Below are 15,379 nucleotides of genomic sequence, written 5' to 3' on the forward strand. Positions count from 1 at the left end.
GCGCGATGACGAGTGAGACGCAAGATCTGGGTCAGGACGCGGGGTTGCCGCGCCTGACCGTGCATCTTTGGTCCGGGTTGCGCCGCTTTGCCGAGGGGCAAGACGCGGTGGAAGTTTCCGCCAGCACCACTGGCACCATGATCGCCGCGCTGAAAGCCGCCTACCCCGCGCTGATCCCGGCGCTGGACGCAGGCGTTTCGGTGGCGGTAGACGGGCGCATCATTGCGGCCAGTTTGGATGAACCCCTCGCCCCTGAGAATGAAATCTACCTGATGCAGCGGCTGCGCGGTGGTTAGGCGTGCAAGATGATTGCACTCTAACGCCAATGCGTTAGGACAACGTTCAACGGCGGCGCTGGGCTCGCCATGAACGGAGGACCCCCACATGAAAATCAATGGCACGCATTATCGTTCGCTTTGGTGGGATGAGGATCAATCGGTCCTGATGATCATTGATCAGCGTTGGTTGCCGCATGAGTTTCGCATCCAGCCCGTTGCCACGCTTGAGGAGTTCGCTACGGCCATCGTGGAAATGCGGGTGCGTGGCGCACCGCTGATCGGAGCGACCGCGGCCTATGGTATGGCGTTGGCTGCGGAGATGGATCCGTCCGACAGCGCGCTACAGGCCGCCTGGGAGCAACTCAATGCGACCCGCCCGACAGCAATCAACCTGCGCTGGGCGCTGAACCGCTGCTTGGAGACGCTGCGCCCCCTGCCGGAGGAAGACCGTGCAAAAGCTGCGCTGAAGCTTGCCCATGCCATTGCCGATGAGGACGTCGAGATCAACCGCCGCATTGGCGCTTATGGTCTGACATTGATCCGCGATATCGCCGCTAAGAAACCGGCAGGTGAACCCGTACGCCTGCTCACCCATTGCAACGCCGGCTGGATCGCCACCGTTGACTGGGGCACGGCGACCAGCCCGATGTATCAGGCCCATGATGCCGGAATTCCGATTCATGTCTGGGTCGATGAAACCCGCCCCCGCAATCAGGGCGCGCTGACCGCCTGGGAACTGGGCAGCCACGGCATCAGCCACAGCTACATTACGGACAATGCAGGCGGCCATCTGATGCAGCACGGACAGGTTGATCTGGTCATCACCGGCACTGATCGCACCACCCGTCAGGGCGATGTCTGCAACAAGATCGGCACCTATCTGAAGGCGCTGGCGGCCCGTGACAACGGGGTGCCGTTCTATGTCGCCCTGCCCTCGCCCACCATTGACTGGACGGTCACGGACGGTGTCGCAGAGATCCCGATAGAAGACCGTGATAGCCGCGAGGTGAGCCATGTTCAGGGCGTGCTGGAGGGTGGCGATATCGGGCTGGCACAGGTTACGCCAGAGGGCACCGCCTGCGGCAATCCCGCCTTTGACGTGACGCCAAACCGGCTGGTGACCGGGCTTATTACCGAGCGCGGTATCTGCGACGCCTCTGCCGAGGGGCTGGCGGCGCTGTTTCCTGACCTTATCCGAAAGGCGGGGTAATCTGCCATGTCCAGATCCGCCCGAGAGGATAACCTGGAGCTGCGCCAGTCGATCATTGATGCCTGTCTGGAGATGAACCGGAGTGGGGTCAATCAGGGCACATCCGGTAATATATCTCTGCGGATCGCCGGTGGGGACATGCTGATCACCCCATCCGGGGTTCCCTATGAGGCAATGAGCCCAGAAATGATCGTCCGGATGCCGGTGGTCGGCGATCCGGCTCCGCTGGGACGCCAGTTTGCCCCTTCTTCCGAGTGGCAATTTCATCAGGCGCTGCTCGCAGCCAAGCCGGAGACAATGGCCGTTGTTCATGCCCACCCTGTCAATTGCTGCGCTCTCGCGGTGAACCACATGGCAATCCCGGCCTGTCATTATATGGTCGCAGCGTTTGGCGGGCACGACGTCCCGCTTGCTGACTACGCTCTCTTCGGAAGCGCAGAGCTCTCAGCCCATGTTGTTACCGCAATGGCAGACCGCGAGGGGTGCCTTATGGCGAACCATGGCGCCGTCTGCACCGGTGACACCTTGGCGCGCGCCATGTGGCGGATGGCTGAGCTGGAACATTTGGCAGCAACCTACATTCGCGCCCGCAGCATCGGTACGCCCAAGCTACTCAGCCCGGCGCAGATCGACGACGCGCTGGCGGCATTTGCAGGCTATAGCTTGAAGCAGGACTAAAATCCTGAGTCGCATTTGCGCGATAATCGAACATATTCCCGGCCTGGTCGACCTATTGGCGGTCAGGGTGACCGGTAGCCTCCTGCATCCCGCTGGTCAGGCGCCACTTTTTGAGCGTTGACCAGGCTTATCGTGAAAACCAGCGTAAATTCCCTTGCGTTAGCGCAAAAGATACGACCTCATATCAGGGAATTAGGAAGCAAAATGACTGACCCTCTGATTTTCGACGGCCACAACGATCTATTGCTGCGCTTGCATAATCGCGACATTTCACCCGGTGTTGACGGGTTCCAAGGTGGCGGCGGACGCCATATTGACCTTGTGAAAGCGCGCGAAGGCGGTTTTGGCGGTGGCTTTTTTGCCATCTACGTACCTGACGCGGTCGATATCGACAGCCATGATGAGATGATGGCCACGGCCTACGATTTACCTTTGCCCGAGGAGGTCAGCTGGCCGGATGCGGCCCCCGTCGCGCTCTCTCAGGCGGCGATATTGCTCCAATTGGAACGCGACGGCGCGCTGAAGATCTGCCGCAGCACCAATGATATTCGGAGCTGTCTTGCCACGGGGTTGATCGCAGCCGTGATGCATATGGAAGGGGCGGAGGCAATTGATCCGGAATTCCATATGCTCGACGTTCTTTATCAGGCGGGCTTGCGCTCGCTCGGCCCGGTCTGGAGCCGCCCGACCCGGTTTGGCCACGGTGTACCATTTCGCTTTCCCGGCTCGCCCGACACCGGGCCGGGGCTAACTGCGGATGGCAAAAGGCTGGTGCATCGCTGCAATCAGCTGGGTGTGATGGTCGATCTTTCGCATCTTAATGAGGCCGGATTCTGGGATGTGGAAGAGCTGAGTGACGCGCCACTGGTGGCCACACATTCAAATGCCCACGCCCTCACTCCCCACAGCCGCAACCTGACTGACCGCCAGCTGCACGCGATCCGTGACAGCGATGGCATGGTTGGTCTCAACTTTGCCGTGGCCTTCCTGCGCGAAGATGGTCGCATGGACGCGGACACCCCGATTGATTGCATGCTGCACCATATTGACCACCTGATCACCCAACTCGGGGAGGATCGGGTCGGTTTCGGCTCGGATTTTGATGGCGCCACGGTGCCAAAGGACATCGAGACTGTGGCGGGTCTTCCTACCCTTCGTACCGCCCTGCGCCGACACGGTTTCAACGATGCTCTTATGAAGAAACTATGCCACGACAATTGGCTCCGGGTTCTGGATGCGACCTGGCAAAACCCAGCCAAGAACGCAGGCAAGTAAACGCGCCCGTTTTAGACCCACACAACAAAAAGACGCTGACAACAGCGCGATATTCAAAGATTAAAACACGATAGGGAGTTACAGATGAAAACCATTCAAACCCTTCTTGGCACCGCCGCGCTGGGGTTGGCAATTGGCCTCACCCCGATGGCCACGATGGCCGAAACACCGGATAATATGCTGGTCATTGCCAACCGCATTGACGACATCACCACGCTGGACCCGGCACAGAGCTTTGAATTTGCAGGCGCAGACGTGATCCGCAACATCTACGGCAAACTGGTGAATTTCGACCCTGCGGATCTGGACGCCGGCTACCAACCGGATCTGGCCGAAAGCTGGACTGTTTCTGAGGATGGCCGCACCATCACCTTCACCATGCGCGAAGGTGTCAAATTTCAGTCCGGCAACCCGGTCCGCGCCGAGGATGCGGCGTTTTCGCTGAAACGCGCAGTTCTGCTGAACAAAACGCCATCCTTCATCATCACCCAATTTGGGTTCACGCCCGAGAACGTCGATGAAACGATCAAGGTTGATGGCAACACGCTATCGATCACAACGGACAAGCGTTATGCGACATCCTTTGTCCTTAACTGCCTCACCGCCACGATTGGCGCGATTGTCGACAAAGAACTGGTCATGGCCAATGAAGTCGATGGCGATATGGGCAACACTTGGCTGACCACCAATTCCGCTGGGTCCGGCCCCTACAGCCTTGCCAGCTGGAAGCCGAAGGAAAGCGTCACCCTGAGCGCCAACCCGGCCTATTACGGCGGCGAACCAGAAATGAAGCGCGTCATTGTGCGACACGTACAAGAGAGCGCGACCCAGCGCCTGATGCTGGAGCGTGGCGATATTGATGTGGCCCGCGATCTCACCCCGTCTGATGTTGATGGTCTTGCAGGTGTTGACGGCGTTGAGGTGCTGCGCGAAATGCGCGGTCGCCTGATGTATGTCTCCTTCAACCAGAAGCACCCGGAACTGTCCAAACCGCAAGTCCGTCAGGCGTTGAAGTACCTGATCGACTATGACGGCATGGAAAACAGCTTCCTCAAGAACTGGTATGTCGGCCATCAGAACTTCCTGCCGAAAACCTATCTTGGTGCGGTGGACGAGAATCCCTTCTCGCTCGATGTGGAAAAGGCCAAGGCGTTGCTGGCTGAGGCAGGCGTCGAAAATCTGGAGCTGACTGTCGGCGTGCGTGAGGCGCAGGAGCGTCTGGAAATTGCCCAGTCGCTGCAGAACACATTCGCCCAGGCCGGGATCACGCTGAACCTTGAGGTTGGCACCGGCAAGCAGGTGCTGGGTAAGTACCGAGCGCGTGAGCTGGATATCTATCTCGGCGCTTGGGGGCCGGACTATCCTGATCCCCACACCAATGCGGGCACCTTTGCCTATAACCCCGACAACTCGGACGCCGCGAATGCCACCGGTCTTCTGGCCTGGCGCAACGGCTGGGACACAGGTGGTCTGACCGAGAAGGTGTCGGCGGCTGTTGTCGAAGGCGACACAGAGAAGCGCGCGGAGATGTATCATGAGATCCAGGCGCAATTCCGTGACACCGCCCCCTTTGCCGTAATGTTCCAGCTGATCGAGCAGGCGGGCATGGCCGATAACGTCGAAGGGCTGAGCCTTGGCGGCGCCATCACCTCGGTCGCCTACTGGGATGTGACCAAGTAAGATGGCGAATTTCGCAACAGAAACGGAGCGGCGGCCTTGGCTGCCCCTCCCCCCTTGGGCGCGCGGCACGCTGGTGACGCTGTCGTCCATCGCGGTCACGATGCTGGGCCTCTTGTTTGTGACCTTCCTGATCGGTCGGGTGATGCCCATCGATCCGGTGCTGGCCATCGTCGGCGAGCGCGCCACCGAGGAGCAGTATAATGCCGTCTACCGTGAGCTGGGTCTTGATCGCTCGCTTGCGGTGCAGTTTTTCTACTATGTCACCGATGTCCTGCGGGGCGATTTCGGAACCTCGCTGCTGACGGCGCGGGATGTCTCGACCGATATTGCGCGCGTGTTTCCGGCGACGTTTGAACTGGCCACTATCGGCATCCTCTTTGGCTGCATACTTGGCGTGCCACTGGGGGTCATCGCTGCGGTGCGTCGCGGCAGCTGGATTGACCAGATTGCCCGCGTCATCGCGCTGGTTGGCTATTCCATGCCCATCTTCTGGCTGGGCCTGATGGGGTTGTTGCTGTTTTACGGAATTCTGGGTTGGGTTGGCGGACCAGGCCGGCAGGGGATCTTCTACGAGGACATGATCCCCTCGGTCACAGGGATAATCCTGATCGACTCGCTGATCGCCGGGGATTGGGGGGGCTTTCGCGATGCGTTTTCACATATCGTGCTGCCCGCCTCTCTGCTTGGATACTACAGCCTTGCCTATATCAGCCGAATGACACGGTCGTTCATGCTGGAACAACTCTCCGCAGAATATGTCACCACGGCCCGCGTGAAAGGCATGAGCGAATGGGCGGTGATCTGGACCCATGCGTTCCGCAACATCCGTGTCCAGTTGATCACCGTGATCGCGCTGAGCTATGCCAACCTGCTTGAGGGGTCGGTCCTGACCGAGATTATCTTTTCCTGGCCGGGAATTGGCAGCTATATCACCACCGCTCTGCTGTCGGCGGATATGAATGCGGTGCTGGGCGGCACAGTTGTTGTTGGTCTGGTGTTCATCTGCCTCAACATCTTCTCCGACCTTCTCTACAAAGTCTTTGATCCGAGGTCGAAATGAGCATGTCGTCGCAAACCCCGGCCCCAAAGCAGGGCCTGCGGGCCTGGCTGTTGACCGATACCCCCACATCGCGGCGTCAGGCGCGGCTGGCCGCCCTTTATCAGGGTTGGCTGTCGCTGCGTCAGAACCATATGGCGATGGTGGGGCTTGCCATCTTGATCCTGCTGATCTCCATCGCACTGCTGGCACCGCTGTTGGCCCCCCATGACCCGTTTGTGCAGAACCTTTCCAACCGCCTGCAGCCCCTAGGCAGTGAAGGGCATATTCTGGGCACCGACTCCCTTGGCCGCGACATCCTCAGCCGCCTGATCTATGGCGCCCGCATCACGCTTTATATCGTTGCCCTGGTGGCGCTGATTGCGCCTGTTGCCGGGCTGCTGGTGGGCACGGTTTCTGGCTATGTGGGAGGCTGGGCCGATATCATCCTGATGCGCATCACCGATATCTTCCTCGCCTTTCCAAGGCTGGTTCTGGCGCTGGCCTTTGTTGCCGCCCTTGGCGCCGGGATAGAAAACGCGGTGCTGGCGATCTCGCTCACCGCATGGCCACCTTATGCGCGGATGGCGCGGGCAGAGACGCTGACCATCCGGTCCTCCGACTATATCAGCGCGATCCGACTGCAAGGCGCAGGCCCGCTGCGGATCATTATCAAACATATCTGGCCGCTCTGTGTGTCCTCGCTGATCGTGAGGGTGACACTGGATATGGCCGGCATCATTCTGGCCGCCGCTGGACTAGGCTTCCTTGGCCTTGGCGCGCAACCCCCCAGCCCGGAATGGGGCGCGATGATCTCAGAGGGGCGCCGGTTTATTCTGGATCACTGGTGGGTTGCCACCATGCCCGGACTTGCCATCTTTGCCGTTTCGCTAGCCTTCAACCTGCTGGGTGATGGTTTGCGCGACGTATTGGACCCAAAGGACAGCGCGTCATGAGTATGCTTCTGGATGTCGAAAACCTCTGGGTGCGGTTCCCCACGCGCAATGGGATCTTTGACGCGGTGCGCGGCGTGTCCTTCTCGCTCGGACGGGAACGGCTTGGGATTGTTGGCGAAAGCGGATCGGGCAAGTCCATGACCGGGCGCGCCATCCTGCAACTGATCCGCAAACCGGGGATGGTTGAGGCCGATCACATCACCCTCCACGGAGAGAACCTTCTGGCCAAATCTGAACGCGATATGCGCAAGGTGCGCGGCGAGCAGATCTCCATGGTGATGCAGGATCCGAAATTCTCGCTCAACCCGGTGATGACAATCGGTGATCAGCTGATCGAGGCACATCGCCTGCACGCCAAGGCCAGCAAGGCCGAGTCCCGCCAGAAAGCGCTTGAGATGCTGGAGGCGGTCTCGATCCGGGATCCCGAACGGGTGATGGGCGCCTATCCGCACGAGATGTCGGGCGGCATGGGCCAGCGCATCATGATTGCCATGATGCTGATCCCGAACCCGGAAATCCTGATTGCGGATGAACCCACTTCTGCGCTGGATGTCTCGGTGCAGGGTCAGGTGCTGTCGATCATGGACCGGTTAGTGAAGGAACGCGGCATGGGGCTGATCTTCATCAGCCATGATCTCAATCTTGTCTCCCAGTTCTGCGACCGGGTGCTGATCATGTACGCGGGCCGCATCGTCGAGGTCTGTGACGCCAATCGCCTGCATGAGGCGCAACACCCCTATACCAAGGGGCTATTGGGCAGCCTGCCCCGGTTTGACGCGCCGCGCCCCCGGCTGGAGGTGCTGCAACGCGATCCCGCCTGGCGTGACGCCCCCAGTGTGGAGGGACGATGATGACAACCGCCTTGGACATCAACAATCTCAACGTCTATTTCGGCGAACGCCACGCGCTGGTTCATGCCGTCAAAGCAGCCTCTCTCAGCGTTGAAACCGGCGCCAGTTTTGGGCTTGTCGGGGAGAGTGGATCAGGAAAATCCACTATCTTAAAAGCCATCACCGGATTGGCGCCGCAATGGAACGGCGAGATTTCCGTCGAGGGCGCACGGCTTGGCCCCACCCGCGACCGGGAGTTCTACAAAACCGTGCAGATGGTGTTTCAGGATCCCTATGCCTCGCTCCATCCGCGCCAGTCGGTGGATCAGGTGCTGTCAGAAACGCTGCACCTGCACGGGTTTCGCGATATCGACGATCGGGTCGATCAACTGTTGAAAGACGTCGGACTTGGCCCCGCCTTCCGCTTTCGTTATCCGCATCAGCTGTCGGGCGGCCAACGCCAGCGCGTCGCCATTGCCCGCGCCCTGGCGCCACAGCCGGATATCTTGCTGCTGGATGAGCCGACCTCGGCGCTGGATGTGTCAGTTCAGGCGGAAATCCTGAACCTTCTCAGCGATTTGCGTTCCGAGCATGGGCTGACCTTTGTGATGGTTTCTCATGATCTCGCGGTGGTGGCGCATATGTGCGATCAGGCAGCCGTGATGCAGCATGGCGAGATCGTCGAGGTGCTCAGCATCGACGCGATGCGCAACGGTGAAACACAGCATCCCTATACCCAGACGCTGCTTGAGGCCTCGGCAAACCGTGTCACCTGACTCGGTGCCGGTGCCGGTGCCGGTGCCGGCGCCTGGGCCGATACCGAGGCCGAGGCCGATGTCTGCAGGGCGGGCGAGCGCCGCAGTAACCAGAGATTAAGGCCGTGATAGTAGGCTGAGTGCGCGTTTGAAGAAGGATGCGCGCCATGGTGGCCACTCCGACCCCCTATTCGCTGCCCGGACCGGATCCGGGCCCCGGTTTTGCGGCCGCCTCCACGGGCGTGCTGCACGATGTGACCTACCCTCGGGTGGGCGGCCAGACCATTCAGCTGGGCGAACTCCTGGGCGCGCTCAGCCATGCGCTCGATCTCACCGAAGGCCAGCCAAGAGGGCATTGTGTCCGCTGCTGTTGGATTGGTATGCAAGTAGCCGATTATCTGCACCTATCGCGGCAGGATCGATCGGACCTGTACTTTACGCTGTTGCTCAAAGATTTGGGATGCAGCTCAAACGCTGCGCGAATTAGCACGCTCTACCGCACAGATGATCTCTCCTTCAAACGCAACTTCAAATTTGTCGACGATACGACCTGGAAAAAACTTGATTTCTTGCTGCAGCACACAGGTCAGGGTGATAGCGGGTTCAAGCGGCTGAAAACCGTAACTGGCGTGATCGCCCGCAGCGACAGTATTGCCACCGAGCTGATCCAGACCCGTTGTGATCGCGGGGCAAAGATTGCACAGCTGATGCGTTTTTCTGAACGGATTGCCGGTGGGATTGCCGCACTGGATGAACATTGGAATGGCGGTGGCCATCCGGCGGGGATCAGCAGGAAGGACATTCCGCTGTTTTCCCGTATTGCGCTTATGGCGCAGGTGACAGATGTCTTTGCACTTCAGTATGGCTCTGGCGCCGCAGCGGACGAGTTGGAAAGTCGCGCAGGCAGCTGGTTTGATCCTGAGCTTGTGCCCGTCTTTACCCGAGTAGTTCGCACCCCTGGTTTCTATGATACCTTGACCAGCGACAGACTAGAGACCAGCGTTTTCTCTGATCCTGCGGCACGAGCAACCTTGCGCGTCGATGACACCTATATGGACGATATTTCCTATGCTTTCTCCAAGGTGATCGACGCCAAGAGTCCCTTTACGTATGGTCACTCTGAAAGGGTGGCGCATTACACTGATATGATCTGTGAGACGCTCGGATTTGAGCTCCCTCATCGGCGTTGGATGGTTCGCGCAGGGCTTCTGCATGATCTGGGCAAGCTCGGTGTCTCCAACGCGATCCTGGACAAACCTGGCCGTCTCAGCGATCAGGAAATGAAACAGATGAAACTGCATCCTGAATTTGGGTATGAGGTATTAAGGCGCATTTCTGTCTTCCAAGACATTGCTGACGTGGTGGTAGCGCACCATGAACGGTTGGATGGAAAGGGCTATCCCTACGGTCTTGGGGCTGCGGATCTGACAGTCGAAATGCGTATCCTAACCGTTGCCGATATTTTCGACGCGATGACTGCGGATCGCCCCTATCGGTCGGCCTTGCCGCTGGAGAAGGCATTCGCCACTATGGACGAGATGCAGGGTACGGCCATCGACCCTGAGATCCACCGCGCCCTGAAAGAGGCCATAGCCGCCAGCCCTTGGCCCGCCCGCGAAGCGCGGCCCTTCTCGCCCAACTACTGACGGCCACGCGCCCGCGCGATTGTGCAATAAGGTGTTCCCCCGGGCGAACGATGACATCTTGCCCGAAATCCAATGACGTTGGCTGGCAAGCAGGCAATGTCGCCGCTTCGGTTCTTCGCACGCGGATGTCCAAAAATAAAGGGCCGTGCAATACCATCGCACAGCCCCTTGAAACCCTTGGTACCCAAGGCCGGACTCGAACCGGCACGCCCGCAAAGGCGGGGGATTTTGAATCCCCTGCGTCTACCATTCCGCCACTTGGGCCTCTGGCTTGTTCCTACCCAAGGCGGTCGCGGAGGTCCATAGGCAAATCGTCTTCAAAGGGGTGAAAAATGCACCCGTTGTCTGAGCGGGGTTTGGGGCCCGAGGGGCCATGGCGGTTGACCCGCCCGCTCCCACGTGGCACCGCTCTCATCGGATTGCCAAGGAGAGCCCCGAGGATGTTGCGCGCGCTGTATGACCGAACCATGGCTCTGGCCGATCATCCTAAGGCCCTGTGGTGGCTGGCTGGCGTCGCCTTCGTCGAAAGTTCGGTTTTTCCGATCCCGCCCGATGTTCTGATGATCCCGATGATCCTCGCACGCCCATCGCGGGCTTGGCTGATTGCGTTGGTCGCGCTGGTCGCTTCAGTCGCCGGCGGCCTGCTAGGCTACGCCATTGGCGCGTTTTTCTACGACAGTATCGGCCAGCCGGTGCTCGCAGCCATGGGCAAAGCCGACGCGATGGCGGACTTCAACACACGGTTCAACGACTTTGGGTTCTGGGCGGTGCTGATCGCAGGCATCACCCCCTTCCCCTATAAGGTCATCACGATAATGTCAGGCTGGACCGGCATGCCGCTTGCAACCTTTGTTGCGACCTCCATTCTGGCCCGTGCGCTGCGGTTTTTCGTGGTTGCGGGGCTTTTGTGGCAATTCGGCGCGCCCATCCGCAACTTCATAGAGCGGCGTCTGGGGCTTGTCTTTACGGTGTTTGTCGTGTTGTTGTTTGGCGGATTTTTCGCACTGAAGGTCTTGTAAACATGAGCCGATTTCTCATCCTTATTGCCACCGCCGGTTCAGCTGCGCTGCTGCTTGGGGCCTTTGGGTTTCAGTACCTTGGTGAGATGGCACCGTGTAAGCTGTGCATCTGGCAACGGTATCCGCATGGCGCAGCTGTGGTGATCGGCATGTTAGCGCTGATGGTGCCAATGGTGATGCTGCCCTATCTCGGTGCGCTGGCTGCGCTGACCACGGCGGCGATCGGCGCTTATCACACCGGGGTTGAGCGTGGCTGGTGGGAAGGCCCGAATTCCTGCACCTCCGGCCCGATTGGCAACCTCAGCTCCGAAGATCTGATGCAGCAGATCATGTCTGCACCGCTGGTGCGCTGCGACGACGTCCCGTGGGAGTTGTTCAGCCTCTCAATGGCCAGCTGGAATGCGGTTGCATCGCTCTTTCTGGCCGTGCTCTGGGTTGCTGCGGCCAATCACATGCGCAAGAACCGGATCTGACGCCTGCATCGGGCCGGGCCTGTCACCGCTCGGCTCAGCTGTCCTTTTTCGTGGCAAGAAGGAGGTTGGTTTCACTGCTCACCACCCCTTCAAATGTGCGGATTTTGGCAAGAGCGGCATCCAGCGTCTCCAGTGTTTCAGTGCCCAGTTCCACAATCAGATCCCAGCGCCCGTTCGTGGTGTGGATCGCCCGCACTTCCGGCAGGCCCTGAAGCTGCCGCGTGATGCGGCTGGTGCCCCGCCCTTCAATGCCGATCATCATCAGACCGCGCACCGGATCGCGCAGCACATCCTCCTTCAGAACAACTGAAAACCCAAGGATATCCCCCTTGCTCTGCAAGCGTTCAATCCGGGCCCGCACCGTGGTCCGCGACAGGTTCAGCTGCAACGCCAGATCCGACAGGGAGGCGCGTGCATTATGACGTAGCGCAGCAATCAGGCGCTCATCCGTTTTGTCCAATTTGACCTCCGTCTTGATGATTTGCCCTACTATATGGGCGATTTGATCGCTGGAATCCACCTCAACTCGGAGGTTTCTAAGGGTAAGCACAGTTCGCAGAGGAGATATGCGCGTGACATCCAAGACCTGTATTCTGATCGGCGCCCCGGTGGACAGCGGCAAGCGGCGCGCCGGATGCCTGATGGGGCCGGATGCCTATCGCACCGCCGGTCTGGGGCGCGCGATCGAAAGTCTGGGTCACAAGGTGATCGATCAGGGCAATCTGCGGCCTGCGACCCATGAACGCGATACCAACGACGGTCTGGTCTTTGCCCGCAATGAAACCATCGGCTGGACCAATCGCCTGATCCGCGCCGCCGAAGAAGCGATGACAGAGGGGCTGCCGATCTTTCTTGGTGGCGACCATTCACTGTCCCTCGGCTCGGTTGTTGGCGTGGCCAACCACGCCGCCAAAGAAGGCCGCCCGCAATTTGTGCTGTGGCTCGATGCGCATACCGATTTTCACACCCCGGCAACCTCCGACAGCGGCAACCTGCACGGCACACCAGTGGGCTATTTCACCGGGCGTCCGGATTTTGCAGGCTTTCCCGAGGTGGCCAATCCGGTCCCGCAGGAAAATGTCTGCATGATCGGCCTGCGCTCGGTTGATACCCCGGAACGCCTCGCGCTTGAGGCCAGCGATATTCACCGTCACGACATGCGTGATATCGACGAAAATGGCATTGCCGGCCCGCTTTCTGCCTTCCTCCAGCGGGTCAAGGATGCCAATGGAATGCTGCATGTTTCGCTGGATGTTGATTTTCTGGACCCGGCTGTGGCCCCTGCGGTCGGCACCACCGTGCCCGGTGGCGCCACAGTGCGCGAGGGGCATCTGGTGTGCGAAATGCTGCATGATTCCGGACTGATGACCTCTTTGGATCTGGTAGAGCTGAACCCGTTTCTGGATGAGCGCGGCCGCACGGCCCATCTGATGGTGGATCTCTGCGCCTCGGCCCTTGGGCGTCGTGTCTTTGACCGCCCGACACGGAGCTATCAATGAGCCAGCTTCAGGCCCCCGGTGCGGTGGTGATGATCCGGCCGCACCATTTTTGCTCCAACCCGGAGACGCGCGACGACAATGCGTTTCAAACCCTTGCGGATGACACGGCGGATGTGACTTCTGCGCAGGCGCTGGCCGAATTCGACGGAGCGGTTGCAGCACTGCGCGGCGCGGGTGTGAGCGTCCATGTGTTTGACGACACGGGCACGGAAACCCCGGACAGCGTGTTTCCGAACAACTGGTTTTCGACCCATGCCGGCGGCCATGTCGCGGTCTACCCCATGTATGCAGCCAACCGGCGCAAGGAACGCCGCTGGGATGTGATTGAACTGCTAAAGCGGGATTACCGCGTTCAGGATGTGATCGACTATTCCGGGTTGGAACAGGACGGGCTGGCGCTGGAAGGTACCGGCGCCATGGTGCTCGATCATATCGGGCGCATTGCCTACACCGTGAAATCCAACCGTGCCGATCCGGTGCTGCTGGAACGTTTCTGCACCCATTTCAACTTTGAACCTATGGTGTTTGAAGCACGGGATGCGCAAGGGCGCGATGTCTATCACACCAACGTGCTGATGGGTATTGGCACGGACTATGCGCTGATCTGTCTTGATATGATCACCGATCCAACGCGCCGGGCCGAAGTTGCCGCGCGGCTGGAGGAAACCGGACGCCGGGTGATTGATCTTACGCCCGAGCAGATTGCCGGATTTGCCGGCAACGCGCTGGAGCTGACCGGGCACAGCCGCTTGCTGGCGCTGTCGTCGCGTGCCGTCGATGCGCTGCGCGCCGACCAAATCGCTGTAATTGAGCGCAGCGCGACCCTGCTGCCGCTCTCCATTCCCACTATCGAAACCGCTGGCGGGTCGGTGCGCTGCATGCTGGCAGCCATCCACCTCAGCCCCCGTGAAAGGACCCAGTCATGACCCAACCCTCGGACAAGGCGCTTGTGCCTTTTGTCAGCGTCGACAATATGATGCGCCTCATTCATCATGTCGGGATCGACACGGTGATGAAGGATCTCGCCGCCTATATCGAAGAGGATTTCAAACGCTGGGAGCTGTTTGACAAGACACCACGCGTGGCCAGCCATTCCGACGTCGGTGTGATCGAACTGATGCCCACCTCCGACGGTGAGGCTTACGGCTTCAAATATGTGAACGGCCATCCAAAGAACACCTCTGAGGGGCTGCAAACTGTCACTGCCTTTGGCCTGCTTGCGGATGTTTATACTGGCTATCCCGTACTGTTGACCGAAATGACCATTCTGACCGCGCTGCGCACGGCCGCGACCTCCGCCATGGTGGCAAAACACCTTGCGCCCAAAGGCGCGACGACCATGGCCATGATCGGTAACGGCGCCCAGTCGGAGTTTCAATCGCTCGCCATGCAGGCGATCTGCGGGCTAAAATCCGTGCGTCTCTATGATGTTGATCCGGCCGCCACCGCGAAATGCGCGGCAAACCTGAAAAACAGCGGGCTTGATGTTGTGGCTTGCGAGACGCCGGAAGAGGCGATTGAGGGCGCGCAGATCCTGACCACCTGCACCGCAGACAAGCAATATGCCACGATCCTGACCGACAACATGGTCGGCAGCGGCGTGCACATCAACGCCATCGGCGGCGACTGCCCAGGCAAGACGGAGCTTGCACCAGGTATCTTGTCCCGCTCTGACGTATTTGTGGAATTCCCGCCCCAGACCCGGGTCGAAGGGGAAATCCAGCAGATGCCTGAGGACTTTGACGTCACCGAACTGTGGCAGGTGATCTTGGGTCAGAAACCCGGTCGCCGCGATGACAAGCAGATCACCCTGTTCGACAGCGTCGGTTTCGCGATCGAGGATTTCTCGGCTCTGCGCTACATCCGTGATCGGATCAAGGACACCGATTTCTTCCTCGAACTGGATATGCTGGCCGACCCTGACGATCCGCGCGATCTCTTTGGCATGGTGCAACGCGCCAAAGGCTGATCCCCCCGAAGGTAGATACAAAAAGGCCCCGACAGCGCTGCTGATCGGGGCCTTTTTCATAGCTCTTTCAGGGTG

Annotated in this window: 16 protein-coding genes and 1 tRNA gene; 15 read left to right on the forward strand and 2 right to left on the reverse strand. The window is 59.7% G+C overall.

The window, feature by feature from the left end; translation table 11 throughout:
* The first annotated feature begins 5 nt into the window (after window positions 1-5).
* From OO25_RS03840 to OO25_RS03885, 10 genes are all read left to right on the forward strand, one after another.
* Complete coding sequence (locus OO25_RS03840) at window positions 6-296, forward strand: MoaD/ThiS family protein (protein ID WP_040178540.1); 291 nt, start codon at window positions 6-8, stop codon at window positions 294-296.
* A gap of 88 nt (window positions 297-384) precedes the next feature.
* Window positions 385-1,488: an S-methyl-5-thioribose-1-phosphate isomerase gene (mtnA, locus tag OO25_RS03845; protein ID WP_040178541.1), complete on the forward strand. Its 1,104-nt coding sequence runs from the start codon at window positions 385-387 to the stop codon at window positions 1,486-1,488.
* A gap of 6 nt (window positions 1,489-1,494) precedes the next feature.
* Window positions 1,495-2,166: a class II aldolase/adducin family protein gene (locus OO25_RS03850; protein ID WP_040178542.1), complete on the forward strand. Its 672-nt coding sequence runs from the start codon at window positions 1,495-1,497 to the stop codon at window positions 2,164-2,166.
* A gap of 204 nt (window positions 2,167-2,370) precedes the next feature.
* Window positions 2,371-3,441: a dipeptidase gene (locus OO25_RS03855; RefSeq protein WP_040178545.1), complete on the forward strand. Its 1,071-nt coding sequence runs from the start codon at window positions 2,371-2,373 to the stop codon at window positions 3,439-3,441.
* A gap of 84 nt (window positions 3,442-3,525) precedes the next feature.
* Window positions 3,526-5,121 carry an ABC transporter substrate-binding protein gene (locus OO25_RS03860; protein WP_040178546.1) on the forward strand — a complete coding sequence of 532 codons (1,596 nt, stop codon included), beginning with the start codon at window positions 3,526-3,528 and terminating at the stop codon, window positions 5,119-5,121.
* Between the two features lies 1 nt (window position 5,122).
* Entirely contained in the window at window positions 5,123-6,181 is a 1,059-nt protein-coding gene (locus OO25_RS03865) for an ABC transporter permease (protein WP_040178547.1), read from the forward strand.
* Window positions 6,178-7,113, forward strand: coding sequence for a nickel transporter permease (gene nikC / locus OO25_RS03870; protein ID WP_040178551.1), 936 nt, complete (start codon window positions 6,178-6,180; stop codon window positions 7,111-7,113). Before OO25_RS03865 ends, nikC begins: the two co-directional genes overlap by 4 nt.
* Window positions 7,110-7,964: an ABC transporter ATP-binding protein gene (locus tag OO25_RS03875; RefSeq protein WP_040178552.1), complete on the forward strand. Its 855-nt coding sequence runs from the start codon at window positions 7,110-7,112 to the stop codon at window positions 7,962-7,964. The genes nikC and OO25_RS03875 overlap by 4 nt, the downstream gene beginning before the upstream one ends.
* Window positions 7,964-8,719, forward strand: a complete 756-nt coding sequence (locus tag OO25_RS03880) for an ABC transporter ATP-binding protein (RefSeq protein WP_040178739.1) — start codon at window positions 7,964-7,966, stop codon at window positions 8,717-8,719. The genes OO25_RS03875 and OO25_RS03880 overlap by 1 nt, the downstream gene beginning before the upstream one ends.
* Window positions 8,720-8,865: 146 nt before the next feature.
* The gene (locus tag OO25_RS03885; RefSeq protein WP_040178740.1) at window positions 8,866-10,344 is read left to right on the forward strand and encodes an HD-GYP domain-containing protein; all 1,479 of its coding nucleotides are present in this window, start codon (window positions 8,866-8,868) and stop codon (window positions 10,342-10,344) included.
* 178 nt (window positions 10,345-10,522) lie between these two features.
* Here the strand turns inward: OO25_RS03885 and OO25_RS03890 are convergent.
* Window positions 10,523-10,608: transfer RNA gene (locus OO25_RS03890), tRNA-Leu, on the reverse strand.
* Between the two features lie 176 nt (window positions 10,609-10,784).
* Between OO25_RS03890 and OO25_RS03895 the strand changes: the two genes are divergently transcribed.
* Entirely contained in the window at window positions 10,785-11,363 is a 579-nt protein-coding gene (locus tag OO25_RS03895; protein WP_040169199.1) for a YqaA family protein, read from the forward strand.
* 2 nt (window positions 11,364-11,365) lie between these two features.
* Entirely contained in the window at window positions 11,366-11,836 is a 471-nt protein-coding gene (locus OO25_RS03900) for a disulfide bond formation protein B (RefSeq protein WP_040178553.1), read from the forward strand.
* Between the two features lie 34 nt (window positions 11,837-11,870).
* On the opposite strand, the gene OO25_RS03905 is transcribed toward OO25_RS03900, so the two are convergent.
* Window positions 11,871-12,296 carry an Lrp/AsnC family transcriptional regulator gene (locus OO25_RS03905; RefSeq protein WP_040169608.1) on the reverse strand — a complete coding sequence of 142 codons (426 nt, stop codon included), beginning with the start codon at window positions 12,294-12,296 and terminating at the stop codon, window positions 11,871-11,873.
* 112 nt (window positions 12,297-12,408) lie between these two features.
* On the opposite strand from OO25_RS03905, the gene rocF reads away from it, so the two are divergent.
* Genes rocF through OO25_RS03920 form a run of 3 tightly spaced genes read left to right on the forward strand, consistent with a single transcriptional unit; the run spans window position 12,409 to window position 15,304 of the window.
* Window positions 12,409-13,335, forward strand: coding sequence for an arginase (gene rocF, locus OO25_RS03910; RefSeq protein ID WP_040169611.1), 927 nt, complete (start codon window positions 12,409-12,411; stop codon window positions 13,333-13,335).
* Complete coding sequence (gene ctlX, locus OO25_RS03915; RefSeq protein WP_040178557.1) at window positions 13,332-14,261, forward strand: citrulline utilization hydrolase CtlX; 930 nt, start codon at window positions 13,332-13,334, stop codon at window positions 14,259-14,261. Before rocF ends, ctlX begins: the two co-directional genes overlap by 4 nt.
* Window positions 14,258-15,304: an ornithine cyclodeaminase gene (locus OO25_RS03920; RefSeq protein WP_040178560.1), complete on the forward strand. Its 1,047-nt coding sequence runs from the start codon at window positions 14,258-14,260 to the stop codon at window positions 15,302-15,304. The genes ctlX and OO25_RS03920 overlap by 4 nt, the downstream gene beginning before the upstream one ends.
* Window positions 15,305-15,379 lie beyond the last annotated feature (75 nt).

The organism is Phaeobacter sp. S60 (assembly GCF_000826845.1).
Classification (GTDB): Bacteria; Pseudomonadota; Alphaproteobacteria; order Rhodobacterales; family Rhodobacteraceae; genus Phaeobacter; species Phaeobacter piscinae.